Source organism: Pseudomonas sp. 18-147, from assembly GCF_051048045.1.
GTDB lineage: Bacteria > Pseudomonadota > Gammaproteobacteria > Pseudomonadales > Pseudomonadaceae > Pseudomonas > Pseudomonas aeruginosa.
Genome location: NZ_CP182296.1, coordinates 618,939 through 640,921 on the forward strand (window position 1 = coordinate 618,939; position 21,983 = coordinate 640,921).

The window sequence follows — 21,983 nt, forward strand, 5'->3', positions numbered from 1 at the left end:
TTGTGGCACCTTCCAACTGTGAATAGCGTGCGGTCCTAATCCCTAGCGCAGGAGTAGGACATGCGGGACGCGACACCCTTCTACGAGGCCACCGGCCATGAGATCGAAGTCTTCGAGCGCGCCTGGCGGCACGGCCTGCCGGTATTGCTCAAGGGCCCCACCGGTTGCGGCAAGACCCGCTTCGTCCAGTACATGGCGCGGCGCCTGGAACTGCCGCTGTACAGCGTCGCCTGCCATGACGACCTGGGCGCCGCCGACCTGCTCGGCCGCCATCTGATCGGCGCCGACGGCACCTGGTGGCAGGACGGCCCGCTGACCCGCGCGGTGCGCGAAGGCGGTATCTGCTACCTGGACGAAGTGGTGGAGGCGCGCCAGGACACCACGGTCGCCATCCACCCGCTGGCCGACGACCGCCGCGAGCTGTACCTGGAGCGCACCGGCGAGACGTTGCAGGCGCCGCCTTCGTTCATGCTGGTGGTGTCCTACAACCCCGGCTACCAGAACCTGCTCAAGGGCCTGAAGCCCAGCACCCGGCAGCGTTTCGTCGCGTTGCGCTTCGACTACCCGGCGGCGCAGCAGGAGGCACGCATCCTGGTCGGCGAGAGCGGTTGTGCCGAGACCCTGGCGCAGCGCCTGGTGCAGTTGGGCCAGGCGCTGCGGCGGCTGGAGCAGCACGACCTGGAGGAAGTCGCCTCGACCCGCCTGCTGATCTTCGCCGCGCGCCTCATCGGCGACGGCATGGACCCGCGCGAGGCGTGCCGGGTGGCGCTGGCCGAACCGCTCTCGGACGACCCGGCGACGGTGGCGGCGCTGATGGACATCGTCGATCTCCATGTCGCCTGATACCGTCGAGCGGCGCCTGCCCGGCGACCTGGCGATGTGGTTCTTCATCCTCGCCGAACTCAGCGTGTTCAGCCTGCTGCTGCTGGCGTTCGCCGGCGCCCAGGCCTGGCAGCCGGAGCTGTTCCGTGCCGGCCGGGAGCAACTGGATAGCCGCTGGGGCCTGTTGCTGACCGTGGCCCTGCTCAGCTCCGGCTGGCTCGCCGCGCTGGCGGTGCATGCGGTGCGCCGCGGACGGCCGCGCCAGGCGAGCGGCTGGTTGCTGGCGGCGCTGCTGCTGGCGCTGGTCTACGTCGGCCTGAAGCTGCACGAGTACGGGCGGCTCGCCGATCTCGGCCTGGACATCGAGCACGACACTTTCTTCACCCTCTACTGGTGCCTGACCGGCTTCCATTTCCTCCACGTCCTGCTCGGCCTGCTGATCCTCGGCTGGCTGGCGCAGGCCTGCTGGCGCCGGTGTTATACGCCGCAGGCTTGCTCGGGACTGGAGTCGGGAGTGCTCTACTGGCACATGGTCGACCTGGTCTGGGTGCTGCTGTTCCCGCTGGTCTACGTCCTGCAATGAGGTGCCGATGCGAACCCTGACCCTCTGCTGGCTGGCGTTGCTGGCGCTGGCCGTGACCGGTGTGCTGCTGGGCGGCGCCGGCGACTCTCCCTGGCTGCTGGCGGCGGTGCTGGCCTGCGCGGTGGCCAAGGGTTGGCTGATCGGCGAGCGCTTCATGGAGCTGGCCCATGCCCCGGCGCTATGGCGCCGCCTGCTGCTGGCCTGGCCGCTGCTGATGGCCCTGGCGGTGGGCGCTGCGCTGTACCTGGCGCGGATGAATAACTGAGTAAATCGTTCGGGAATCTTGATTGCCATCAAGCGGGTTCGCCGCCGCCGCTTCCTAGAATCGCCGCACCACCCATTCCAGGAGGCCGCATGTCCGAGACCTTTACCAAAGGCATGGCCAGGAACATCTATTTCGGCGGGAGTGTGTTCTTCATCCTGCTGTTCCTGGCCCTGACCTACCACACCGAGAAGACCCTGCCCGAGCGCACCAACGAGGCCGCGATGAGCGCCGCGGTGGTGCGCGGCAAGCTGGTCTGGGAGCAGAACAACTGCGTCGGCTGCCACACCCTGCTCGGCGAGGGCGCCTACTTCGCGCCGGAGCTGGGCAACGTGGTCGGACGCCGTGGCGGCGAGGAGGGCTTCAACACCTTCCTCCAGGCCTGGATGAAGATCCAGCCGCTGAACGTGCCGGGCCGCCGCGCCATGCCGCAGTTCCATCTCAGCGAGGGCCAGGTCGACGACCTGGCCGAGTTCCTCAAGTGGAGCTCGAAGATCGATACCAACCAATGGCCGCCGAACAAGGAGGGTTGATGATGTCGCCCAATGGCTCCCTGAAATTCGCCTCGCAGGCGGTCGCCAAACCCTACTTCGTGTTCGCCCTGATCCTCTTCGTCGGGCAGATCCTGTTCGGCCTGATCATGGGCCTGCAGTACGTGGTCGGCGACTTCCTGTTCCCGGCGATCCCCTTCAACGTCGCGCGCATGGTGCACACCAACCTGCTGATCGTCTGGCTGCTGTTCGGCTTCATGGGCGCTGCCTACTACCTGGTGCCGGAGGAGAGCGACTGCGAGCTGTACAGCCCGAAGCTGGCCTGGATCCTGTTCTGGGTATTCGCCGCCGCCGGCGTGCTGACCATCCTCGGCTACCTGCTGGTGCCCTACGCCGGCCTGGCCAGGCTCACCGGCAACGAACTGTGGCCGACCATGGGCCGCGAGTTCCTCGAACAGCCGACCATCAGCAAGGCGGGCATCGTGATCGTCGCCCTGGGCTTCCTGTTCAACGTCGGCATGACCGTGCTGCGCGGGCGCAAGACCGCCATCAGCATGGTCCTGATGACCGGCCTGATCGGCCTCGCCCTGCTGTTCCTGTTCTCCTTCTACAACCCGGAAAACCTCACCCGCGACAAGTTCTACTGGTGGTGGGTGGTGCACCTGTGGGTGGAAGGCGTGTGGGAACTGATCATGGGTGCGATCCTCGCCTTCGTGCTGGTGAAGATCACCGGGGTCGACCGCGAGGTGATCGAGAAGTGGCTCTACGTGATCATCGCCATGGCGCTGATCAGCGGCATCATCGGCACCGGCCACCACTACTTCTGGATCGGCGTGCCCGGCTACTGGCTGTGGCTCGGCTCGGTATTCTCGGCGCTGGAGCCGCTGCCGTTCTTCGCCATGGTGCTGTTCGCCTTCAACACCATCAACCGCCGCCGCCGCGACTATCCGAACCGCGCGGTCGCGCTGTGGGCCATGGGCACCACGGTGATGGCCTTCCTCGGCGCGGGAGTGTGGGGCTTCATGCATACCCTGGCGCCGGTCAACTACTACACCCACGGCACCCAGCTCACCGCCGCCCACGGCCACATGGCCTTCTATGGCGCCTACGCGATGATCGTAATGACCATCATCTCCTACGCCATGCCGCGCCTGCGCGGGATCGGCGAGGCGATGGACAACCGCTCGCAGGTCCTGGAGATGTGGGGCTTCTGGCTGATGACCGTGGCGATGGTGTTCATCACCCTGTTCCTCTCCGCGGCCGGGGTGCTGCAGGTCTGGCTGCAACGGATGCCGGCGGACGGCGCGGCGATGACCTTCATGGCCACCCAGGACCAGCTGGCGATCTTCTACTGGCTGCGCGAAGGCGCCGGGGTGGTGTTCCTCATCGGCCTGGTCGCCTACCTGCTGAGCTTCCGGCGCGGCAAGGCGGCCGCCTGAGATGGCCTTCGCCGTCGAGCTGGAGGAATGGGTCGGCGCCCACTGGCACCGCTTCATCACCCGCCATGCCAGCGGCGAGTTCGAGGCGGCGCGGGTGACCCTGGAGAGCATGCGGCGTCCGCTCGGCATGCTCTTCCGGGCGCTCGGCGGCGCACCGGGGGTAGCCCTCGAGGCGACCCCGGCGCGCCGCCTGCTGCTACGCCGCACCTGGTTGCAGCGGGTCGCCGGGACCTGCGAGCAGGCCCCGGTGTCCTGGTTCAACGGCGACAGCCTGCGCCTGCCGGAATCCCTCGCGGTCTATCCGCAGGCCGAGCTGAACCGCGAACTGTATCGCTGGCTGGCGCTGCTGGCGGCCAGCGCCGGGCCGCTGCGGCACTGGGCCCAGGACAACCAGCGCTGGGCGCGGCAGTTGCTCGATGCCTATCCGGCGCTGCGCCCGCGCTACGCCCGGCTGGTCGCCGCGCATCTGCGCCAGCGCCCGTCGCTGGACGATTGCCCGGCGGCAGACGCCGAACTGGAAATCGCCCTGCGCCGCGCGCTTGCCGAGCCGGGCAGCGTCGAGCGCTTCCCGCGAGTCGAGCGGGCGCCCTGGCCGGTGCCGCTGTGGCTGTATCCCGGCGAGCGCTGGACGCCTTCCGCCAGCCCGGAGGACGGCGAGGAAGCGGCCGCCGGCGCCGGCAAGCGCCAGGTCGCCCGCAGCGGAGCGCGCAAGCGCGCCGAGCGCGTCGAGGAGCGCGACAGCGAGCGCAACCTGCTGCTGTTCCGCCTGGAAAGCCTGCTCAGTTGGTCGGAGCACCTGGCCCTGGACCGCTGTAGCGACGACGAGGACGACCCGGACGGCGCGCGCGTCGCCGAAGACCTCGACTACCTGTCGCTGTCGCGCCAGCGCACGCAGAAGGGCGGCGGCCTGCGCCTGGATCTCGACCTGCCGGCCGCCGACTACGATGACCTGCCGCTCGGCCCCGGGCTGAAGCTGCCCGAGTGGGACTATCGGCAGCAGCGCCTGCTGAGCGACCACGTGCTGCTGCAACCGATGCGGCCGCGCGGCGCGACCAGCGCCAGCCTGCCGGCGCACCTGGAGAAGACCGCGCTGCATCTGCGCCGCCAGTTCGCCTGCCTGCGCGACGGCCGCCAACGCCTGCGCCAGCAGCCGCAAGGCGACGAGATCGACCTCGATGCCTGGCTCGACTTCCAGGTCGAGCGGCGCCGCGGCGGTTCCACCCAGCCAGGCCTGTTCCTCGAACAGCGGCCGCGCCGGCGCGACCTCGCCTGCCTGTTGCTGGCGGACCTGTCGATGTCCACCGAAGCCTACCTCGACGACCAGCGGCGAGTGATCGACAGCATCGTCGACAGCCTGCTGCTGTTCGGCGAGGCGTTGCAGGCGCTGGGCGACCCCTTCGCGCTGTACGGGTTTTCCTCGGTGCGCCGGCAGCAGGTGCGCTGGCAGGTGCTGAAGGACTTCGACGAAGGCTACGGCGGCGAGGTCCGCGGTCGCGTGCTGGCGCTCTCGCCGGGCTACTACACGCGGATGGGCGCGGCGATCCGCCGGGCCAGCCAGGTGCTCGGCGGGCAGCCGCAGAAGCGTCGCCTGCTGTTGCTGTTGAGCGACGGCAAGCCCAACGACCTGGACCGCTACGAGGGCCGCTACGGCATCGAGGACACCCGCCAGGCGGTGATCGAGGCGCGCAGCCAGGGACTGGTGCCCTTCTGCATCACCATCGACAAGGAGGCGGCGGACTACCTGCCCTACCTGTTCGGCGCCGACGGCTTCGCGCTGGTCGAGCGCGCCGGGCAGTTGCCCGAGCGCCTGCTCCAGCTCTATCGGCGCCTGCGCCGCTGAGATGCCTCAGGGAGCATCGCGCGGCAACCAGAGCAGCATGCCCAGGCAGAACAGCGCCAGCCCGACGCAGAACCAGGCGAAGCGCCGCTGCCGGCGACCCTGGAGCTGGCGCTGGGAAGCGCTGGGCAGCGGCATGCCGCACTGTTCGCAGGCGCTTTCCGCGCCTTCGGTTTCATGGAGGCAATACAGGCATTGGCGCATGGGCGTTCTCGCGGGCTCGACTCCGCCAGCTTGCCGGTGGACGGGCCGTGGCGCGCTTGACCGCGATCAAGCGGCGGCGCTGCTCACTCGAAGCACTCCAGGCGTTCGCGGTCGAGGATGCTGATTTCGCGGCCGTCGAGGCGGATGATGCCCTCGTCGCCGAGGCGGTGCATGATTCGCGAGAAGGTTTCCGGCTGGATCGACAGGTGACCGGCCACCAGTTGCTTGGCCACCGGGATTTCCACCCGGCAGTTCTCCCCCGGCGCGTGGGCGGCGAGGGTCAGCAGGTAGCGCACCACGCGGTGGGTGGCGTTCTTCAGGGAAAGCGTCTCGATCTCGTCGATGCGCTGGTGCAGGCGGGTGCTGAGCTTGGCCAGCAGGGCCAGGGCCAACGGGGTGTTGTCCTGCAACTGGCGCAGGTAGGCCTTGTTGGAGAAACGGAACAGCTGGCTGGGCACCACGGCCTGGGCGGTGGCCACGTAGTTCGGGGTGTCCATGAACATCATCGCCTCGGCGAAGGTGTTGCGTTCGTTGGTCACTTCGAGAATCTTCTCCTGGCCTTCCGGGGTCAGCCGGTAGATCTTCACGCAGCCGGAAATCAGGTAGTAGAAGGCGTGCGCCGGCTCGCCCTGGCGGAACACGTAGGCGCCCTTGTCGAGGTTGACCAGGTCGCTGCTGGCGAGCAGTTCCTGGAGCTGGACGGGAGAAAGCGGTTCGAACAGGTGGTGGCTTTGCAGCAACTGCTGGTGGACGCGCTGGAATTCCATGCTGGGAAGGCTCGCGATGATGAGGGGACTGGCCACTGTAGCGGGCCCGGCGCAGATCATCTTGACGCACGGCAAGCTCCCGGCGGCTGGGTGTTGCCGTCGGTCCGGCGAGCGGAACTATTACAGCGTGTAAGCCAAGGCTTACAAACGGCGGTGGTTTTGGCTGCTTTCTCCCCCTCGCGGAGATGCGTAATCTTCAAACCGTCAGGACATTGCGCAGGAAGCGCCAAAGACAATACGGAAACTCAGGGAATCCACCATGGATGGTGGCGTAGCACGGATGTCAGGATAGAGGTCTGCAAAACCCCGCCCAAAAGGCGGGGTTTTTTATTGCCCGAGGAAAACCGCGTCGCTCAGACCACGCCTTCCAGCAGCGAGCGCAGCAGCTCGACGCTGGCGTGCTGGCGTTGCGCGTCGCGGTAGACCAGGCCGACCTTCAGCGGGATGCGCGGTTCGCTGAGCGGTTTCCACAGCAGCCGCTGGTTCGAGTGCATCTGCCGTGCCTTGCCCGGTAGAACGGTGGCGAAGCGGGTCTGCGGCAGGCTGTCGAGAATCCCGCTCATGTGGTTCAGTTCCGCCTGCACCCGCGGCCGCCGGCCGATCGCGGCGAGTTGCTCCTGCCAGATCTGGCGCGCACGGAACTCCTCGCCGAGCAGCAGCATCGGCAACTCCGCGGCCTGGGCCAGGGACACCTTCCTGAATTCCTTCAACGGGTGTTCCTCGGGGATCACCAGCTGCAATTCGTCCTCGTACAGCTCGACGCTGTGCAGGCCCGGCTGGCGCGGCGGCAGGAAACCGATGCCGATGTCCAGGTTGCCGGTGAGCAGGCGCCGCTCGATGTCGATTCCCGACAGTTCGTAGATCTGCACCCGCAGGTGCGGCTGCGCGGCATGCAGGCGTTCGACCATGTACGGCACCAGGCTGGCGTTGACCGTCTGCAGCACGCCGATCGCCAGGCTGCGCGGGGTCTGCCCGCGGAATACGCGCATCGCCTCGCGGGCCCTTTCCAATCCCTCCAGCAGCGGTACCGCATGGTTGTACAGGGTGTGGGCGGCGACGGTCGGCAGCAGGCGCTTGCCGCTGCGCTGGAACAGCGAGACGTCGAGGTTCTGCTCCAACTGGCGGATCTGCTGCGAGAGGGCCGGTTGCGACAGGGCCAGGCGTTCGGCGGCGCGGCCGACGTGGCCTTCCTCGTAGAGCGCGACGAAATAGCGGAGTTGGCGAAAATCCATAAGCTGTTCTTATCGATGAAACTGGAAAATCGAAATGGAGTGGGTCCCGCGTGAGGCAATAGTCTAGCTGCATTGGCGGTACATCGGGTGGTCGCGGAGCAATGGAGCAGATAGTCGTAAACGGTGTTTTCATAGGTAAAGTCGAAGAAACCTGGGGCGGATTGGTCAGCGCGATCGACAAGCTGCCGGTCGAGCAGGAGTTCTGGCTGGGCCACGATGGCCTGCCCGGCGACGAACAGGCCGACATCCGCCACCACGGCGGCCTCGAGCGCGCTCTTCATCACTATCCCGCCGAGCACTACCGCTACTGGCGCAAGCGCCACCCGCTGAACCGCTGGCAACTGCCGGCGTTCGGCGAGAACATCTCGACCTACGGCATCACCGAAGCCGAGGTCTGCATCGGCGACCAGTTCCATTGGGGCGATGCCCTGCTGGAAGTCAGCCAGCCGCGTTCGCCCTGCTATCGCCAGGGCCAGCGCTGGAATCTTCCCGAGCTGCCCGACGAATTGCAGAGCGGCGGCCGCTGCGGCTGGTTCTATCGGGTCCTGCGCAGCGGCATGGTGACTCCCGGGGACGAGCTGAAGCTGGTCCAGCGGCATTACCCTGAACTGACCGTCGCCCGCCTGTTGCAGTGGTATTTCGGCGATCCCCTGGAGCCTCTCGGGTTGCGCCAGATGATGGCCTGCGACGCGCTATCCCAGCGTTGGCGCAAGACAGCGGCGAAACGCCTGTCCAGCGGCGTGGTGGAAGACTGGGGGCCGCGCCTGCGCGGACCGTCGGATTACCGGGAGCATGCCTCTTGAGCGACTACCTGATCACCCTGAGCCAGTCCGGCCGGCTGTTGGCCAGCATGACGGTGAGCGCCGCGCGCTTTGCCGAGGTGCGCGAGCTGATGCGCCAGCGCTTCCCCGCCGGCGACGGCTTCGAACTGCGCATCGAAACGCGCCGGGAAAGCCGCCGGCTGCTGGAACAGGGGCCGCAGGGCGTGCGCTTGCTGGCGGTGGAGTACATGACCGAGGAACTGAAAGATGGCTGATGCGCTGGATAGCCTGCGCCTGATGCGCACCCAGGAACGGCCCGAACAGGTGTTCGTCCGTGGCCAGGGCTCGTGGCTGTGGGACAGCGACGGACGCGCCTTCCTCGACTTTACCCAGGGCCTGGCGGTGAACTGCCTTGGCCACAGTCCCAGCGTGCTGGTCCAGGCCCTGGCCCGGCAGGCGCGGGAGCTGGTCAGCGCAGGCCCCGGCCTGCTCAACCGGCCGGTGCTGGCATTGGCGCAGCGCCTGTGCCTGGCGACCGGCAGCGACCAGGCCTACTTCCTCACCAGCGGCGCCGAGGCCAACGAAGCGGCCATCGCCCTGGCGCGCAAGTGGGGCCGCCTGCATCGCGGCGGCGCGCAACGGATCGTCAGAACTGTCAACAGCATCCATGGACGCACCCCGGGCACCCTGACGGCTTGTGGCAAGCCGGCGCAGCATGGCCTGGAGGGATTCGCCAGGGTGCCGTTCAACGACCTCGACGCGATGGCTGCGGCCATCGACGAAGAGACGGTGGCGGTGATGCTGGAGCCGGTGCAGGGCGATGCCGGGGTGATCCCGGCGACCCTCGACTACCTGCGTGGCATCGAGCGGCTGTGCCGACAGCGTGGCGTCCTGTTGATACTCGACGAGGTGCAGACCGGCATCGGCCGCTGCGGCGCGCTGCTGGCGGAGGAACTGTACGGGGTACGCGCCGACATCGTTACCCTCGGCAAGGGCCTCGGCGCCGGGGTGCCGCTGTCGGCGCTGCTGGCGCGTGGCAACGCCTGCTGCTTCGAACCGGGCGACCAGCTTGGCACCCACCACGGCAACGCGTTGATGACCGCTGCCGGGCTGGCGGTACTGAATACCGTGCTGGAGCCGGGTTTCCTGGAGCAGGTGCGCGAGCAGGGCACCCACCTGCGCGATGGCCTGGCCCGTGTCGCGCGTCGCTATGGGCATGGTCCGCTGCGCGGCCAGGGACTGTTCTGGGGGCTGCCGCTGATCGGCCAGCGCGCGCCGGCGGTGGTTCGCGCGGCGTTCGGCGAAGGCCTGCTGATCAACGCGCCGCAGCCGCACTGCCTGCGTTTTTCCCCGGCGCTGACGGTGAGCCGGGCCAACGTCGACGAAATGCTGCGGCGACTGGAACGGGCCCTGGCCCGTGTCGCCAACCGACACGAGGAGGTGGCCTGATGCGCGCCCTGGTATTGCAACACGTTCCCTTCGAAGGCAGCGCGCGGATCGGCGACTGGATCGGCCGCCACTGTGAGCACGAGCACGTCTGCTACCTCTACGCCGACGCCCACCTGCCTGCGCTGGACAGCTTCGACCTGCTGGTGGTGATGGGCGGGCCGATGAGCGTCCACGACGAAGCGCAATATCCCTGGCTGGTGGCGGAGAAGCGTTTGATCCGCGCGGCGCTGGATGCCGGCAAGAAGGTCCTCGGCATCTGCCTCGGCGCGCAGCTGCTGGCCCAGGCGCTGGGGGCTGCGGTACGCCCGGGACGCCAGGCGGAGATCGGCTGGTGGCCGCTGCACAGGTACAGCCAGGCGCTGGGCTCGCCGCTGGGCGAGCGCCTGCCGGAACGGCTGATGGCGTTCCACTGGCACGGCGAGACCTTCGACCTGCCAGCCGGCAGCGTGCCGCTCTATGGTTCGGCTGCCTGCGCCAACCAGGGCTTCATCTGGAACGAGCAGGCTATCGGCCTGCAATGTCACCTGGAAAGCACCGCGGAGAGCATCGAGGCGCTGCTCGATGCCTGCCCGCAGGACCTGCAACGGGAAGGGGCGGTGCAGAGCGCCGGGAGGATCCGCCAGGGTGTCGCGCATTGCCGCGAGGTGGCGCCGGTGCTGTTCCTGTTGCTCGATTACCTGGCGCATCGGCCGGCGGAGATCGCACGCCGGGCCTGATCGCCAGAAAGATTCCTCTGTCCTCGCATGCGCCTCCGGACGTCGTTTTGGTCCTGTGGGGCGCTTTTTTTATTCTAGGCTGCGTGCTTTCCCAACCAGGGCTCCAGTAGTGCCAGGTCGCGACGCAGGCTTTCGGCGAACAGGTGCAGGCGGGTGGGGTTGTCCAGCTCGCCGGGCTGGATGCCGACGAAGGTGAAGGTTTCGTCGTGCTCTCGGGCGGCGACATTGATACTGACGGTGCCGTCGTAGTGCATCCGGCACTGGCAGTCGTAGCCTTCCAGCGCCTGGTTCAGGCTGCGCTGGATCTCGCCGAGATCGGGGTGCTTGTTCTTGCTCATCGCGTCGCTCATGCAAGGGGATGGGGCTTTCTTCTCGTGCAGGGCGAGTCGGGTGGATGCGTCGACGACCTCGGGACCGAGGGGCGGCGTAGCCTCCCGGCCGGCGCGGCGTCTGGGCTTCCCGCCCGGACATTGCTTCCTGTATCGCCAGGGTAGGGGTGCCTCCGCTATCGTTTCGCGATGCAAATGCACTAGCACCGCTAGTGCAATCGTCACGCGTGCGCGGTCAGGGCGGGCGGGCATCCTTGCTGCCCCCGGAAAATCGCTCCATCCAAGAGGAACAGCATGAACGACCAGGTACTGCGTACCCAGACCGACCGCCGCCAGTTGCAGCAGATCATCGCCGGTCTTACCGAAGGGGTGATCCTGATCGAGCCGGACCAGCGCATCCTCTGGGCCAACGAGGCGGCCCTGGCGATGCACGGCGTCGATTCGCTGGAAGGCCTGGGCGCCGATACCGGCGAGTATCGCGAGCGCTTTCGCCTGCGCTACCGCAACAATCATCCGCTGCAGGAGGGGCAGTACCCGGCCGAGCGCCTGGTGGCTGGCGAGTGCTTCAGCGACGTGGTGGTGGAAGTGTTTCCCGCCGCCGACGAGGACACCCGCTGGGTGCACCGCGTGCGCGGGCTGGTGCTGACCACCCCCGAGGACAAGCCCGACTGCCTGGTGCTGATCCTCCACGACGCCACCGAGTGGGCCAGCGCCGAGCAGCGCTTCGAGAAGACCTTCAATGCCAACCCGGCGCCGGCGGTGATCTGCCGGCTCAGCGACTACCGCTACGTGAAGGTCAATGTCGGTTTCCTGGAAATGACCGGCTATGCCCGCGACCAGGTGATCGGCCGTTCGGTGTACGAGCTGGACGTACTCGACCAGGCCGAGCGCCGCGAACTGGCGGTGGAGCGTCTGGGCGCCGGCGAGACCATCCCGCAGATGGAGGCGAGCCTGCGGGTGGCGGAGGGCGGGCGCAAGTGCGTGGTGGTCGCCGGGCAGCCGATAGAGGTCGGCGAGGAGGCCTGCATGCTCTTCACTTTCACCGATCTCGAACCGCGGAAGAAGGCCGAGGAGGCCCTGCGCAAGAGCGAGGAGCGCTTCGCCAAGGCCTTCCGCATGGCACCGGTGCCGAGCCTGGTGCTGTACGGCGACGACCTGCAGGCGCTGGACATCAACCAGGCCTTCAGCGAAACCTTCGGCTACCAGGCCGAGGAACTGCTCGGCGAGTCCACCGTCGCCTGCGGGCTGTGGCAGGACGGCGGCGCCGAGCGCCTGGGCGAGCTGCTGGCGCAGAGCGGCAGCGTGCGCAACGTCCAGCTGCGCCTGCAGCACAAGGATCGCAACGGCCTGGACTGCCTGGTCTCGGCCGAGGCGGTGAGCCTCAACGAGCAGGACTGCGTGCTGGTGGCCTTGCTGGACATCAGCGACCGGCGGCGCACCGAAATGGAGCTGGTGCACGCCATCGAGACGGTGATGCAGGACGCTTCCTGGTTCAGCCGCACCCTGATCGAAAAGCTCGCCAACGTGCGCCGCGCCAACGCGCCGGGCACCGGCGCCGAACTGGCCGACCTGACTGCGCGCGAGCGCGAGGTGTTCGACCTCATCTGCCAGGGCCTGGCGGACAAGGAGATCGCCAAGGAACTGGGCCTGGCGCCGAACACCGTGCGCAACCACGTGGCGACCATCTACGCCAAGCTCGATGTCCACAGCCGTGGCGAGGCCATCGTCTGGGCACGCGAACGCGGATTCGCGCCGGAGCCGCGCAACGGCAACGGGCGCAAATAAACGAAGAGGGTACGAATGCACCAGGGTGGCTGGTGTATTCGTACCTGTCGCCCGCTCCCGTCGGCGCCGACACTGGCGCAGCACGCCCGGCATGCCCCCGCCCGTGGTCGTGCACCTTTTCTCCGCGGCGCGAGCCGCGCCGTCCGCACGTCTGTTCCCTTCGCCAGTTTCGCTCTGGCGGGGGGCTTCCCGCCTCCTTTCGAATATTTGCCCCTCTGCCTCTGCTGGTGCGCGACGGCATCCTGCCGGCCGTTTGCGAATGCTCGGGACTGGTGTCGTGAAATTTTAAGTGTTATTTTTCATGAAAAATAACCAATATAATTTCACGGAGGTCGCGATGTTCCTGCAATCCAACGAGCATGTCGGCACTTACTACGCCGCCGTCAATCCCGAACTGATCCAGCCGCGCCAGGCCCTGGAGGGTGACCTCGACTGCGAGGTGCTGGTGGTCGGCGCCGGTTTCAGCGGCTTGCACACGGCGCTGCGGCTGGTCGAAGGCGGACGCCAGGTATGCGTCATCGAAGCCAGCCGGATCGCCTGGGCGGCCTCCGGGCGCAACGGTGGGCAGGCGCTGCCCGGCTGGTCCAGCGACCTGCCGCCGCTGGAGGCCGACCTCGGCTACGAAGGCGCACGCCGTCTCTGGGACGGCATGCTCTGGGCGGCCGGCGAGATGCGCGAGTTGCCGCAGCGACATGGCTTCGACTGCGACTACCGGGTCGGCCACCTATGGACGGCGATCCTGCCGCGCCGGGTCGGCCTGCTCTACGACTGGCAGGCCGAGGCCAACCGTCGCTGGGGCTACGAGGGGCTACGCTTCGTGGCGAAGGACGAGTTGCCCGAATGGATCGCCAGCGAGCGCTACCTTGCCGGTCTCTACGATCCCCACGCCGCACACCTGAATCCGCTCAAGCTGGCGTTCGGCCTGGCCGCCGCCATCGAGCGCGCCGGCGGGCGTATCCACGAGCGGACCCGGGCCCTGAACTATCGCGAGGAGGGCGACGGCTACCGGGTCCGTACCGAGCACGGCGAGATCCGCTGCGCGGCGCTGGTGCTGGCCTGCAACGCCTACATCGACGGGCTGGACAGCGAGCTGTCGCAACGGATGCTGCCGGTGGGCACCTATCAGGTCGCCACTGAGCCGCTCGGCGAGGAACGGGCGAAGTCGTTGCTGCCGCGCAACTGCTGCGTGACCGACAACCAGTTCGTCCTCGACTACTTCCGCCTGACCCCGGACCACCGCCTGCTGTTCGGCGGCGGCTGCACCTACCTGGGCGGCATGCCCAGCGACATCCGCGCCGCCACCCGGCCCTATCTCGAAAGGGTGTTCCCGCAGTTGCGCGGGGTGGCGCTGGAGTACGCCTGGGGCGGGCATATCGACTGCAGCATGCGGCGTACCCCGGACATCGGCCGGCAGGGCAACCGCTACTGGCTGCAAGGCTACTCCGGCCACGGCGTGCTGCCGAGTCTGGCGGCGGCCAGGGCGGTCAGCGACGCGCTGCTCGGCGACGACGAGACCCTGGCGCTATACCAGCGCCTGCGCAATCCGAAGTTTCCCGGCGGCCAGCGCTTCGCCGCGCCGCTGGAAGCCCTGGGCAAAGCGTATTACCGTTTGCGCGACCTGTTCTGAGAGGGCCCGGAGCCGAGATGAGCGAAGTAGCCGACGACCTGGCGGAGATCGCCAGCCTGGTGCGCGAATTGCGCAAGCGCAAGGGCATCACCCTGCAGGCACTGGCCGACGGCATTCGCCGTTCGGTGGGCTTCGTCTCCCAGGTCGAGCGCGGCCTTTCGCGGCCGGCGGTGGACGACCTGGTCGCCATCAGCCAGGTGCTCGGGGTGCCGGCGACCTACTTCTTCTGCTCGCCGAAGATCCAGGCCTCGCCCTGGGTGACCCGCCCGGGCGAGCGTCGGACCCTGGCCTACGCTCGTGGCGCCAGCGACAACCTGGTATCGCCGCGTCTCGGCGGCGCCTTCTTCATGCTCGAAACCTGCCTTGAAGCGGGTGCCGACAGCGGCGAGCGCGACCTGCTGGACAGCTCGGAGCAGGGCGGCTACGTGCTCGAAGGCGAGCTGACCCTGTGGCTGGAGGACGAGGAGCTGCGCCTGCAGGCCGGCGACGGTTTCCAGATTCCCAGCCATATGCGCAGCCGCTACGCCAACCGCAGCCAGGCGCCGGTCAGGGTGCTCTGGGTATACGCCTGACGAAGCGCGTTACCCGGTCGTTTGCCGGATAGCGGCGAAGACTTCCGGCATCGGCGAGAACCGTCGCCGACCGATGAAAAAAGCCCGAGGCACAGGCCTCGGGCTTTTCGTCACCAGCGTCCGGAGGCGCCGCCGCCGCCGCTGGAGCCGCCGCCACCGCGGAAGATGCTGCCACCGCCGCTGCCGCCTCCCCCACCGCCGCCGCGACTATTGAGGATGGCGCTGAGGATGGCCATCAGCACTTCGCCGGGAAGCAGGAACAGGGCGTAGATGAACAGGGTCGGCGCCAGTACGCCGAGACTGTCGTCCGCCGCGCGGTCGACGTTCTGCCACAGGCCCATGCTCAACAGCCAGGCCAGGCCGGCGACCGCCGCGCTGCAAAGCAGGAAGCGGCCGATGCTGCGCCGCCGCATCCACTGCAACGGCAGCAGGCGTCCGAGTAGGGCCACGGCGAGCAGGACCGCCACATAGACACCGAGGTAGACCGGGTTGCCCCAGAGCTGTCCGCTCAGGCCGCTCTTCTTTTTCGGCTCCGGCGGGGCGCTGTCATACACCTCACCCTCGTCGACCGGTGGCGGCAGGGCCCGCGGCGGCGTGGCCTCGGGAACCGCCGGCAAGGCGTCGACGGGAGCGCTGGCGGTAGCGCTTTCCGGGTTCTTCTCGGCATCGATCAGTTGCACCAGGCTGTCCACGCCGGCCTGGATTCCGCCATAGAAATTGCCCTGGCGGAACTGCGGCGTGATCCGCTCGCTGATGATCCGTCCGGCCTGGACGTCGGTGATGGCCCCTTCCAGGCCGTAGCCGACCTCGATGCGCAGGGTGCGGTCGTTCTTCGCCACCAGCAGCAGGACGCCGTCGTCGACCTTCTTCTGGCCCAGCTTCCATTTCTCGAAGGTACGCACCGCGTACTCCTCGATGGAATCGTCGCCGGTGGTCGGGACCAGCAGCACCGCGAGCTGCGCGCCGCTCTTGGCTTCCAGGGCGGCGAGCTGTTGCTCCAGGTGCTGGCGCTGGTCGCCGGAAAGGGTCGCGGTGAGGTCGGTGACCCGCGCCGTCAACGCGGGTATCGGTGGCACATCGGCCCAGGCGACCAGGCTGGCGAGCAGCAGCCCGGCGCCCAGTAGCAGCCGGCGCATGGCTTACTGCGCCGGTTGCGGGTTGCCGAAATCGACTTTCGGCGCGGTGGAGATGGCCGCTTCGTTTTCCACGCTGAAGTTCGCCTTGGGCTTGTAGCCGAACAGCTTGGCGGTGATCACGCCGGGGAACTGGCGCAGCAGCACGTTGTATTCCTGTACCGACTTGACGTAGCGGCCGCGAGCGACGGCGATGCGGTTCTCGGTGCCTTCCAGTTGGGTCAGCAGGTCCTTGAACAAGCCATCGGCCTTCAGTTGCGGGTAGTTCTCGGTGACTACCAGCAGGCGCGAAAGCGCCGAGCTCAGTTCGCCCTGGGCCTTCTGGAAGCGCTGCACGGCCTGCTCGTCGTCCAGTTGGTCGGCGTTCAGTTGCACGCTGCCGACCTTGGCCCGGGCCTCGGTGACCTGGGTCAGGACCGACGCCTCATGGGAGGCATAGCCCTTCACCGTGCTGACCAGGTTGGGCACCAGGTCGGCGCGCCGCTGGTACTGGTTGAGCACTTCCGACCAGGCGGCTTTCACCTGTTCGTCGCCGGCCTGCATGGCGTTGTAGCCGCAGCCGCTGAGCAGCAGGGCGAGGACGGGAAGGAGGGCATTTCTGAGGAATCGAGGCATGGTGGTACTCATCCGGGTTGAGAAAGCTCGATTGTAGACCAGCCAATGGCCAGCACGTTCCTTGTGCCGGCACGGATATCGGCGCTGTCAGGCGGTGCGGCGGCCGAACGCCAGCTTGGCCGCCAGGACCAGCAGGCAGAACACGAACAGCGCCAGCGACCAGACCGCCATGGACTGGCCGAGCAGGGTCCAGACCACTTCGCCGCACAGCCCCTCGGGCTGGAAGACCTGCGGCAGCCAGGTATCCAGCGGTATCCATTCGGGGAAGCCCATGAACATCTTGCAACTGCCCATGCCCTGGGCAGCCAGTTTCTCTTCCGCGACCAGCGACCAGGCGTGGTAGATCCCGCCCAGGCTGGCGGCGAGCATGCCCAGCGCGGCGATGCCGCCGGCGATCCGCGAACGCGGGGCGAGGCTGCCGACGATCCCGGCGAGCACCAGGCCGAGCACGTCCAGGCGGATGAAGATGCATAGCGAGCAGGGCGCGAAGCCGCGCACGTGCTGGAGGTAGAGGACGAAAGCGAGGATCAGCAGGCCGCCGATGGCGACCGCGGGCCAGAACAAGCGATTGTCGAGGGGCTTGAGGAGAGCGCTCAAGGCAGGGATTCCTGTGTCGTTGATAAGGGAGGCCGGGCCGGCACTGTGCGGCGCTGGCCGATGGTAGTCCATCAGGATTGTCCGAAGATTAAGCCGTTTGACGTAACGATGTCTGCTGCATGTTTCTCCGCTTTCGTAGGAGCTTTCAGGGAAAAACGCCGCAACGAGGCGAGCATTTGGAGCCTCCGCCGGGATAGACTATCCTGGTCTATACCAATAAGGCCCGTCATGCTAGCCACCAGCCTGGTGCTATGCGCCGCCGTTCTCCACGCCACCTGGAACACCCTGGTCAAGTTCAGCAGCGACCGCTTGCTGGTGGTCGCCTGCATGGACGTGGTCGGCGTGCTCTGCGCCATCCTGCTGTTGCCCTTCGTCAGCCTGCCGCCGGCCGAAGTCTGGCCCTGGCTGCTCGGCGCCACCGTCCTGCAACTGCTCTACCGGGTACTGTTGATCGAGGCCTACAAGGTCGGCGACCTGGGCCTGGTCTATCCGCTGATGCGCGGGCTGTCGCCGCTGGTGGTGCTGGGCCTGACCCTGGCGTTCGGCGGCGAGCAGCTCAGCGGCCGGCAGATCCTCGGCATCCTGTTGATCCCCTTCGGCATGCTTTGCCTGCTCTGGGGCGGCGGCGGTTCGCGGCTGCCCTGGCGGACCCTGCCGGTGGTGCTGCTGATCGGCCTGTGCATCGGCGGCTACACCTGGAGCGACGGCAACGCCTTGAAGCGCTGGCCGTTGGCGCTTGACTACCTGGTCTGGCTGACGCTGCTTTCCGGCCTGCCGTTCCCGCTGATCGCCGTTGGCGCGCGAACCCGCGCCTTCGCCCGCTTCTGGGCGCTGGAGTGGAAGCTCGGCCTGGCGGTCGGGGTCTGCGTGCTGGCCAGCTACGGCCTGGTGCTGTGGGCCATGCAGCTGGGGTCGATCGCCGAAGCGGCAGCGTTGCGCGAGACCAGCGTGCTGCTGGCGGTGCTGTTCGGCATGCGCTTCCTCAACGAGCCGTTCGGACTGCCACGCCTGCTGGCGTGCGGCCTGGTGCTGGCCGGAATGCTGCTGATGAAGCTCTGAAGGGGCTGTGCCTTTACAGAACGAGCGGCGCCAGCTTGAGTTGCAGTTCCACAACTACAAGGAACTGCCATGACCATCGCTTTCTGGTGCGTGCTGATCGCGATCTTCCTGCCTTACGTCTGTACCTCCATCGCCAAGTTCGGCGGGGAGGGCTACGGCGGTCGGGCCAACGCCGACCCGCGGGCGTTCCTCGGTTCGCTCGAAGGCTTTCGCCGGCGTGCCAACAACGCCCAGTTGAACGCTTTCGAAGTGACCCCGGCGTTCGCCGCGGCGGTGATCATCGCCCATCTGGTCGGCAACGCTTCGCAGGCGACCCTGGATAGCCTGGCCATTGCCTGGATCACCAGTCGCCTGCTCTACGTCATCTGCTACCTCGCCGACTGGGGGCCGTTGCGCTCGCTGGTCTGGTTCGTCGGCATGCTGCTCATCGCCGCGTTCTTCGTGGTTTCCGCCTGAGCAGCCCGCTGCGGCCTATGGCCGCAGTGCGGGCGCGCGGCTCTGGATCAATCGGCGGTGGCGGCGGATAATCCGCGGCTTCCGTGATCGACCCTGAAAAAAGAGCCTTGCCATGAAGCTGAAGTCCCTGCTCGTCGTGCTGCTGGCCGGCGTCGCCCTGAGCGGCTGTCACCGTATGGATCCCAATTCGCCCGAGGCCAAGCGCCAGGCGATCTTCAAGGAAATGCTACGGACCAGCGAGGACATGGGCGGGATGCTCCGCGGACGTCTGCCCTTCGACGCGGAGAAGTTCCGTGCCGGATCGGCGAAGTTGCACCAACTGGCCGACCAGCCCTGGCAGTACTTCCCCAGTCCCAAGGCCGGCGAGGAGGGCGAGGACACCCGCGCCAAGGACGAGGTCTGGCAGCGCCAGCAGGAGTTCAAGGCCGCCACCCAGGTCTTCATCGACGCGATGAACCGTCTCCAGGACAACACCCGCCAGGCCACGCCGACCCCGGATGGCGTGCGCAAGGACTTCGCCGCGGTGGAAGACGCCTGCGAAGCCTGCCACAAGAAATTCCGCGCGCTCTGAGGCCGGACCGGGCGTCATACGCCGTGCCTGGAAGGCGCGAGGGGTAGGGCGAATGAGCGCTGGCGCTCATTCGCCGTTGCGGCAGCGCTGGGCGGCACCTGGTGTCCTACTGCGCCTGGGCCTGTTCCAGGCCTTTCTTGGCCTCTTCCAGTTCGGCGCGGGCCTCGGCCAGCTTGGCCTTGCGTTTCTCGATCTTCTCCGGATCGCCCTTGCCCATGGCCTTGCGCAAATCCTTCTCGCGTTCGCTGACCTCGCGCTCGCTGTCGATCACCTTCTGCTTGTTCTCCCTCAGCAGGCCGGCTTCGGTGCAGTGTTCCTTGACCTCGGAGAGGGCCTTTTCCAAGCCGGCCACCTGGCCTTCGTTGGCGAACGAGCGGGCCGTTTCCAGCTTCGCCTCGATGGCGGCCTGCTTGGCGGCGCAACCGCTGAGTGGGGCGCCTTTGGCGGCGCCCGGCTGGGCGGCAGAGAGCGGCAGGGCGACGGCGAGCAGCAGCCCGGCCAGCGGCAGTGAAGGACGAATGGACATCGGTTGGCTCCTTGATCGAACGGCCGGTGCGGTTGCCGGACGACGGCTCGGCCGAGCGTCCTGGCAGGCGGATGAGGCAGGCGGCAGCCGGCGTGACAAAGGCGCAAGTGTGCCAGCAAACGGCACGGTTGTGGTTGTCCGGGAGCAAAGTACGCCGCCCCGGGGTCTCTGGAGAAGGGCCATGGTTCGGGCATTCCGGCACAACCCGGCCTAACGTTGTCCGAAGACACCGAGAACGGGAGAACCGCGATGCGTACGCTGATCCGCCTGGTTCGCACGCTTATCCTGCTGCTGGTCCTGGCGCTGCTCGCCGGCGCCTGGTGGTGGTTGCAGGACGAGGCCCTGCGCCCCCCCGCGCTGGCCGGCCACAGCGAGGACTCGAGTCTGAAGGTCGCAGGCCTGCGCCGGCATTACCTGCTCTACGTGCCGCCGGGCGTGTCCGAGGGAGCGCCGTTGCTGGTGGTGCTGCACGGCTCATGGGGCGACGGCGCGCAGATGCGCCGCATCAGCGGCTACGGCTTCGACCGGCTGGCGGCGCAAGAAGGTTTCCTGGTGGCCTACCCGGACGGCTTCGAGGGCCACTGGAACGATTGCCGCAAGGTCGCCAGCTATTCGGCGCGGCTGCGTGACGTCGATGACGTGGCTTTCCTCCGCGCGCTGGTGGCGCGGCTGGCCCAGGAATACCGCGTCGATTCGCAGCGGGTATATGTCGCCGGCTACTCCAATGGCGGCCAGATGGCTTTCCGCCTGGCCGCCGAAGCGCCGGGGTTGCCGGCGGCGATCGCAGCGGTGGCGGCGAGCCTGCCGACCACGGGGAACGATGCCTGTCGGCCGGTCGAGCGGCCGACCGCGGCGTTGCTGATCAACGGCACGCGCGATCCGATCAATCCCTATCTCGGCGGCAAGGTCAGCCTGTTCGGCTTCGGCGACCGGGGCGCGGTACGCTCGACCCTGGACTCGGCACGCTGGTGGGCCGGCCTGAACGGCATCGCAGCGCCGCCGGACGTGGCGCCGCTGACCCGTCCCGGCCCGGTCTGGACCGAGCGCCAGCGCTGGCAGGAAGACGGCCATCCGCCGGTGGAGCTGCTCAGCGTGCATGGCGGCGGCCACGTGCTGGCGCAGCCGGACTATCGCTTCCCGCGGATTCTCGGCAAGAGCGACCCGGAACTGGACGCGCCAGTGGAAATCTGGCGCTTCTTCAGCCAGTTGCCGCGCTGAGGCTCAGACCTCGAAGACGAATTCCGGACGGAACCCGCCTCTCTCGTGGGGATAGCCGCCCGGATTGGCCAGCACCCGTGCCCGGCCGATGCGGTAGTCGAGGGCGTCGTGGACGTGACCGTGCAGCCAGTAGTCGGCCTGCGCCACCAGTTCGTCGAGGTTGGAAGCGAAGGCTGGCGACAGTGGGTTGCCGACGAACTGCGGCGGGATCGACAGCGCACTGGGCGCGTGGTGGCTGACCACCAGCGTCGGGCCGTCGTGGGGCCGCGCCAGCTGTCCGGCGAGCCAGTCGCGCGAGGCCTGGTGCAGGGCGATGCTCTGCTCGGGGGTGAAGTCGCCACCGAACCAGTCGATGCAGCTGAAGTCCGGCATCGATTGCAGGGCCAGCTCATGGGCGGGTGCATAGCCGTCCGCGCCATAGAGCTGGAAGTCGGTCCACAGGGTGGCGCCGAGGAAGCGCGCCGGGCCGATCCGCACTTCGTCGTTTTCCAGGAAGTGGATCTCCAGCGCCCGGGCGATATTGCGCATCGCCTGGGTCAGGTCGGTCATTTCCGAGGAGTAGAACTCATGGTTGCCGGCGACGTAGACGATCTCGCTGTCGGCGAAGGTCTCGCGGGCCCAGTGCAGGCCTTCCAGGTGGCTGTGGATATCGCCGGCCAGCACCACCACGTCGGCCTCGACCTCTGGCAGTTGGCGTCGCCCGTCGAAATGTTCGTGGTGGAGGTCGGACAGCAGGCGGATCTTCATGGCACGGCTCGGCGGTAGGCGCGGCGGACCAGCATAGCTCCGCCCACCCCGGGGTTGAAGGCCGACAACGATTGACGCAGGTCATGGCTGTGCGGGAAAACCTCGCTGGCCTCGCTAATTCCCCCATGAAGTTAAGGGACAATTAAGACTGGACGCGCAGGGTTCATTCCAGCGATTCGCGCGTT

26 protein-coding genes are annotated in these 21,983 nt (G+C 67.6%); 17 read left to right on the forward strand and 9 right to left on the reverse strand.

Annotation, left to right across the window (positions count from 1 at the left end; translation table 11 throughout):
• Positions 1 to 60: 60 nt before the first annotated feature.
• From nirQ to ACM0M4_RS02850, 6 genes are all read left to right on the forward strand, one after another.
• Positions 61 to 843: a transcriptional regulator NirQ gene (gene nirQ, locus ACM0M4_RS02825; protein ID WP_003113240.1), complete on the forward strand. Its 783-nt coding sequence runs from the start codon at positions 61 to 63 to the stop codon at positions 841 to 843.
• A gap of 34 nt (positions 844 to 877) precedes the next feature.
• Positions 878 to 1,405: a cytochrome c oxidase subunit 3 gene (locus ACM0M4_RS02830; RefSeq protein WP_003118864.1), complete on the forward strand. Its 528-nt coding sequence runs from the start codon at positions 878 to 880 to the stop codon at positions 1,403 to 1,405.
• Positions 1,406 to 1,412: 7 nt separating this feature from the next.
• Positions 1,413 to 1,670, forward strand: a complete 258-nt coding sequence (locus tag ACM0M4_RS02835; RefSeq protein ID WP_003113239.1) for a cytochrome C oxidase subunit IV family protein — start codon at positions 1,413 to 1,415, stop codon at positions 1,668 to 1,670.
• Positions 1,671 to 1,759: 89 nt separating this feature from the next.
• The gene (gene norC / locus ACM0M4_RS02840) at positions 1,760 to 2,200 is read left to right on the forward strand and encodes a nitric oxide reductase subunit NorC (RefSeq protein ID WP_003084881.1); all 441 of its coding nucleotides are present in this window, start codon (positions 1,760 to 1,762) and stop codon (positions 2,198 to 2,200) included.
• Positions 2,200 to 3,597 (forward strand): nitric-oxide reductase subunit NorB, encoded by a 1,398-nt coding sequence (gene norB / locus ACM0M4_RS02845; RefSeq protein WP_003084883.1) that lies wholly within the window; start codon positions 2,200 to 2,202, stop codon positions 3,595 to 3,597. The genes norC and norB overlap by 1 nt, the downstream gene beginning before the upstream one ends.
• A 1-nt stretch (position 3,598) precedes the next feature.
• The gene (locus ACM0M4_RS02850) at positions 3,599 to 5,437 is read left to right on the forward strand and encodes a nitric oxide reductase activation protein NorD (RefSeq protein WP_014602419.1); all 1,839 of its coding nucleotides are present in this window, start codon (positions 3,599 to 3,601) and stop codon (positions 5,435 to 5,437) included.
• Positions 5,438 to 5,443: 6 nt separating this feature from the next.
• Here the strand turns inward: ACM0M4_RS02850 and ACM0M4_RS02855 are convergent, their stop codons facing one another.
• From ACM0M4_RS02855 to ACM0M4_RS02865, 3 genes are all read right to left on the reverse strand, one after another.
• Positions 5,444 to 5,638, reverse strand: a complete 195-nt coding sequence (locus tag ACM0M4_RS02855; RefSeq protein WP_115288949.1) for a protein DnrP — start codon at positions 5,636 to 5,638, stop codon at positions 5,444 to 5,446.
• An 83-nt stretch (positions 5,639 to 5,721) separates the two neighbouring features.
• Positions 5,722 to 6,405 (reverse strand): transcriptional regulator Dnr, encoded by a 684-nt coding sequence (dnr, locus tag ACM0M4_RS02860; RefSeq protein ID WP_003084891.1) that lies wholly within the window; start codon positions 6,403 to 6,405, stop codon positions 5,722 to 5,724.
• Between the two features lie 353 nt (positions 6,406 to 6,758).
• Complete coding sequence (locus ACM0M4_RS02865) at positions 6,759 to 7,637, reverse strand: LysR family transcriptional regulator (protein ID WP_003084893.1); 879 nt, start codon at positions 7,635 to 7,637, stop codon at positions 6,759 to 6,761.
• 101 nt (positions 7,638 to 7,738) lie between these two features.
• Between ACM0M4_RS02865 and ACM0M4_RS02870 the strand changes: the two genes are divergently transcribed.
• Genes ACM0M4_RS02870 through ACM0M4_RS02885 form a run of 4 tightly spaced genes read left to right on the forward strand, consistent with a single transcriptional unit; the run spans position 7,739 to position 10,563 of the window.
• On the forward strand, positions 7,739 to 8,440 hold the full coding sequence (locus ACM0M4_RS02870) for an MOSC domain-containing protein (RefSeq protein WP_003084895.1): 702 nt from the start codon (positions 7,739 to 7,741) through the stop codon (positions 8,438 to 8,440).
• Positions 8,437 to 8,673 carry a hypothetical protein gene (locus ACM0M4_RS02875; protein WP_003101561.1) on the forward strand — a complete coding sequence of 79 codons (237 nt, stop codon included), beginning with the start codon at positions 8,437 to 8,439 and terminating at the stop codon, positions 8,671 to 8,673. Before ACM0M4_RS02870 ends, ACM0M4_RS02875 begins: the two co-directional genes overlap by 4 nt.
• Positions 8,666 to 9,847: an aspartate aminotransferase family protein gene (locus ACM0M4_RS02880; protein WP_115288950.1), complete on the forward strand. Its 1,182-nt coding sequence runs from the start codon at positions 8,666 to 8,668 to the stop codon at positions 9,845 to 9,847. Before ACM0M4_RS02875 ends, ACM0M4_RS02880 begins: the two co-directional genes overlap by 8 nt.
• The gene (locus tag ACM0M4_RS02885; protein WP_003084901.1) at positions 9,847 to 10,563 is read left to right on the forward strand and encodes a type 1 glutamine amidotransferase; all 717 of its coding nucleotides are present in this window, start codon (positions 9,847 to 9,849) and stop codon (positions 10,561 to 10,563) included. Before ACM0M4_RS02880 ends, ACM0M4_RS02885 begins: the two co-directional genes overlap by 1 nt.
• 74 nt (positions 10,564 to 10,637) lie before the next feature.
• Here the strand turns inward: ACM0M4_RS02885 and ACM0M4_RS02890 are convergent, their stop codons facing one another.
• Positions 10,638 to 10,901 carry a hypothetical protein gene (locus ACM0M4_RS02890; protein WP_003084903.1) on the reverse strand — a complete coding sequence of 88 codons (264 nt, stop codon included), beginning with the start codon at positions 10,899 to 10,901 and terminating at the stop codon, positions 10,638 to 10,640.
• A gap of 285 nt (positions 10,902 to 11,186) precedes the next feature.
• On the opposite strand from ACM0M4_RS02890, the gene ACM0M4_RS02895 reads away from it, so the two are divergent.
• The 3 genes from ACM0M4_RS02895 to ACM0M4_RS02905 all read left to right on the forward strand — a co-directional run bounded on the left by ACM0M4_RS02895 (position 11,187) and on the right by ACM0M4_RS02905 (position 14,876).
• On the forward strand, positions 11,187 to 12,677 hold the full coding sequence (locus tag ACM0M4_RS02895) for a helix-turn-helix transcriptional regulator (RefSeq protein WP_003084906.1): 1,491 nt from the start codon (positions 11,187 to 11,189) through the stop codon (positions 12,675 to 12,677).
• 337 nt (positions 12,678 to 13,014) lie between these two features.
• On the forward strand, positions 13,015 to 14,304 hold the full coding sequence (locus tag ACM0M4_RS02900; protein ID WP_003101571.1) for an NAD(P)/FAD-dependent oxidoreductase: 1,290 nt from the start codon (positions 13,015 to 13,017) through the stop codon (positions 14,302 to 14,304).
• A gap of 17 nt (positions 14,305 to 14,321) precedes the next feature.
• Complete coding sequence (locus ACM0M4_RS02905; RefSeq protein ID WP_003101576.1) at positions 14,322 to 14,876, forward strand: helix-turn-helix domain-containing protein; 555 nt, start codon at positions 14,322 to 14,324, stop codon at positions 14,874 to 14,876.
• Positions 14,877 to 14,986: 110 nt separating this feature from the next.
• Here the strand turns inward: ACM0M4_RS02905 and ACM0M4_RS02910 are convergent, their stop codons facing one another.
• The 3 genes from ACM0M4_RS02910 to ACM0M4_RS02920 form a co-directional block, all read right to left on the reverse strand.
• Entirely contained in the window at positions 14,987 to 16,012 is a 1,026-nt protein-coding gene (locus ACM0M4_RS02910) for a TPM domain-containing protein (protein ID WP_004352197.1), read from the reverse strand.
• A 3-nt stretch (positions 16,013 to 16,015) separates the two neighbouring features.
• Positions 16,016 to 16,624 carry a LemA family protein gene (locus ACM0M4_RS02915; RefSeq protein WP_003084923.1) on the reverse strand — a complete coding sequence of 203 codons (609 nt, stop codon included), beginning with the start codon at positions 16,622 to 16,624 and terminating at the stop codon, positions 16,016 to 16,018.
• Between the two features lie 87 nt (positions 16,625 to 16,711).
• Entirely contained in the window at positions 16,712 to 17,221 is a 510-nt protein-coding gene (locus tag ACM0M4_RS02920) for a disulfide bond formation protein B (RefSeq protein ID WP_003113232.1), read from the reverse strand.
• 228 nt (positions 17,222 to 17,449) lie between these two features.
• On the opposite strand from ACM0M4_RS02920, the gene ACM0M4_RS02925 reads away from it, so the two are divergent.
• The 3 genes from ACM0M4_RS02925 to ACM0M4_RS02935 all read left to right on the forward strand — a co-directional run bounded on the left by ACM0M4_RS02925 (position 17,450) and on the right by ACM0M4_RS02935 (position 19,307).
• A complete protein-coding gene (locus tag ACM0M4_RS02925) occupies positions 17,450 to 18,280 on the forward strand; it encodes a DMT family transporter (protein WP_003101583.1) in 831 nt (276 codons plus the stop codon).
• Positions 18,281 to 18,349: 69 nt separating this feature from the next.
• The gene (locus ACM0M4_RS02930) at positions 18,350 to 18,736 is read left to right on the forward strand and encodes an MAPEG family protein (protein WP_003101585.1); all 387 of its coding nucleotides are present in this window, start codon (positions 18,350 to 18,352) and stop codon (positions 18,734 to 18,736) included.
• Between the two features lie 112 nt (positions 18,737 to 18,848).
• Entirely contained in the window at positions 18,849 to 19,307 is a 459-nt protein-coding gene (locus ACM0M4_RS02935) for a c-type cytochrome (protein WP_003110213.1), read from the forward strand.
• 106 nt (positions 19,308 to 19,413) lie between these two features.
• On the opposite strand, the gene ACM0M4_RS02940 is transcribed toward ACM0M4_RS02935, so the two are convergent.
• Positions 19,414 to 19,833: a DUF1090 domain-containing protein gene (locus ACM0M4_RS02940; RefSeq protein ID WP_003101589.1), complete on the reverse strand. Its 420-nt coding sequence runs from the start codon at positions 19,831 to 19,833 to the stop codon at positions 19,414 to 19,416.
• Between the two features lie 249 nt (positions 19,834 to 20,082).
• Here ACM0M4_RS02940 and ACM0M4_RS02945 point away from each other — a divergent pair, with 249 nt between their 5' ends.
• Complete coding sequence (locus ACM0M4_RS02945) at positions 20,083 to 21,051, forward strand: alpha/beta hydrolase family esterase (RefSeq protein WP_221345480.1); 969 nt, start codon at positions 20,083 to 20,085, stop codon at positions 21,049 to 21,051.
• A 3-nt stretch (positions 21,052 to 21,054) separates the two neighbouring features.
• On the opposite strand, the gene ACM0M4_RS02950 is transcribed toward ACM0M4_RS02945, so the two are convergent.
• Entirely contained in the window at positions 21,055 to 21,798 is a 744-nt protein-coding gene (locus ACM0M4_RS02950) for a metallophosphoesterase family protein (RefSeq protein WP_003160861.1), read from the reverse strand.
• Positions 21,799 to 21,983 lie beyond the last annotated feature (185 nt).

Excerpts from the sequence above, each read along its gene's own strand:
- nirQ (WP_003113240.1), top strand. The coding sequence starts at position 61 with ATGCGGGACGCGACACCCTTCTACGAGGCCACCGGCCATGAGATCGAA.
- ACM0M4_RS02830 (WP_003118864.1), top strand. The coding sequence starts at position 878 with ATGTGGTTCTTCATCCTCGCCGAACTCAGCGTGTTCAGCCTGCTGCTG.
- ACM0M4_RS02835 (WP_003113239.1), top strand. The coding sequence starts at position 1,413 with ATGCGAACCCTGACCCTCTGCTGGCTGGCGTTGCTGGCGCTGGCCGTG.
- norC (WP_003084881.1), top strand. The coding sequence starts at position 1,760 with ATGTCCGAGACCTTTACCAAAGGCATGGCCAGGAACATCTATTTCGGC.
- norB (WP_003084883.1), top strand. The coding sequence starts at position 2,200 with ATGATGTCGCCCAATGGCTCCCTGAAATTCGCCTCGCAGGCGGTCGCC.
- ACM0M4_RS02850 (WP_014602419.1), top strand. The coding sequence starts at position 3,599 with ATGGCCTTCGCCGTCGAGCTGGAGGAATGGGTCGGCGCCCACTGGCAC.
- ACM0M4_RS02855 (WP_115288949.1), bottom strand. The coding sequence starts at position 5,638 with ATGCGCCAATGCCTGTATTGCCTCCATGAAACCGAAGGCGCGGAAAGC.
- dnr (WP_003084891.1), bottom strand. The coding sequence starts at position 6,405 with ATGGAATTCCAGCGCGTCCACCAGCAGTTGCTGCAAAGCCACCACCTG.
- ACM0M4_RS02865 (WP_003084893.1), bottom strand. The coding sequence starts at position 7,637 with ATGGATTTTCGCCAACTCCGCTATTTCGTCGCGCTCTACGAGGAAGGC.
- ACM0M4_RS02870 (WP_003084895.1), top strand. The coding sequence starts at position 7,739 with ATGGAGCAGATAGTCGTAAACGGTGTTTTCATAGGTAAAGTCGAAGAA.
- ACM0M4_RS02880 (WP_115288950.1), top strand. The coding sequence starts at position 8,666 with ATGGCTGATGCGCTGGATAGCCTGCGCCTGATGCGCACCCAGGAACGG.
- ACM0M4_RS02885 (WP_003084901.1), top strand. The coding sequence starts at position 9,847 with ATGCGCGCCCTGGTATTGCAACACGTTCCCTTCGAAGGCAGCGCGCGG.
- ACM0M4_RS02890 (WP_003084903.1), bottom strand. The coding sequence starts at position 10,901 with ATGAGCAAGAACAAGCACCCCGATCTCGGCGAGATCCAGCGCAGCCTG.
- ACM0M4_RS02895 (WP_003084906.1), top strand. The coding sequence starts at position 11,187 with ATGAACGACCAGGTACTGCGTACCCAGACCGACCGCCGCCAGTTGCAG.
- ACM0M4_RS02900 (WP_003101571.1), top strand. The coding sequence starts at position 13,015 with ATGTTCCTGCAATCCAACGAGCATGTCGGCACTTACTACGCCGCCGTC.
- ACM0M4_RS02905 (WP_003101576.1), top strand. The coding sequence starts at position 14,322 with ATGAGCGAAGTAGCCGACGACCTGGCGGAGATCGCCAGCCTGGTGCGC.
- ACM0M4_RS02910 (WP_004352197.1), bottom strand. The coding sequence starts at position 16,012 with ATGCGCCGGCTGCTACTGGGCGCCGGGCTGCTGCTCGCCAGCCTGGTC.
- ACM0M4_RS02915 (WP_003084923.1), bottom strand. The coding sequence starts at position 16,624 with ATGCCTCGATTCCTCAGAAATGCCCTCCTTCCCGTCCTCGCCCTGCTG.
- ACM0M4_RS02925 (WP_003101583.1), top strand. The coding sequence starts at position 17,450 with ATGCTAGCCACCAGCCTGGTGCTATGCGCCGCCGTTCTCCACGCCACC.
- ACM0M4_RS02930 (WP_003101585.1), top strand. The coding sequence starts at position 18,350 with ATGACCATCGCTTTCTGGTGCGTGCTGATCGCGATCTTCCTGCCTTAC.
- ACM0M4_RS02935 (WP_003110213.1), top strand. The coding sequence starts at position 18,849 with ATGAAGCTGAAGTCCCTGCTCGTCGTGCTGCTGGCCGGCGTCGCCCTG.
- ACM0M4_RS02940 (WP_003101589.1), bottom strand. The coding sequence starts at position 19,833 with ATGTCCATTCGTCCTTCACTGCCGCTGGCCGGGCTGCTGCTCGCCGTC.
- ACM0M4_RS02945 (WP_221345480.1), top strand. The coding sequence starts at position 20,083 with ATGCGTACGCTGATCCGCCTGGTTCGCACGCTTATCCTGCTGCTGGTC.
- ACM0M4_RS02950 (WP_003160861.1), bottom strand. The coding sequence starts at position 21,798 with ATGAAGATCCGCCTGCTGTCCGACCTCCACCACGAACATTTCGACGGG.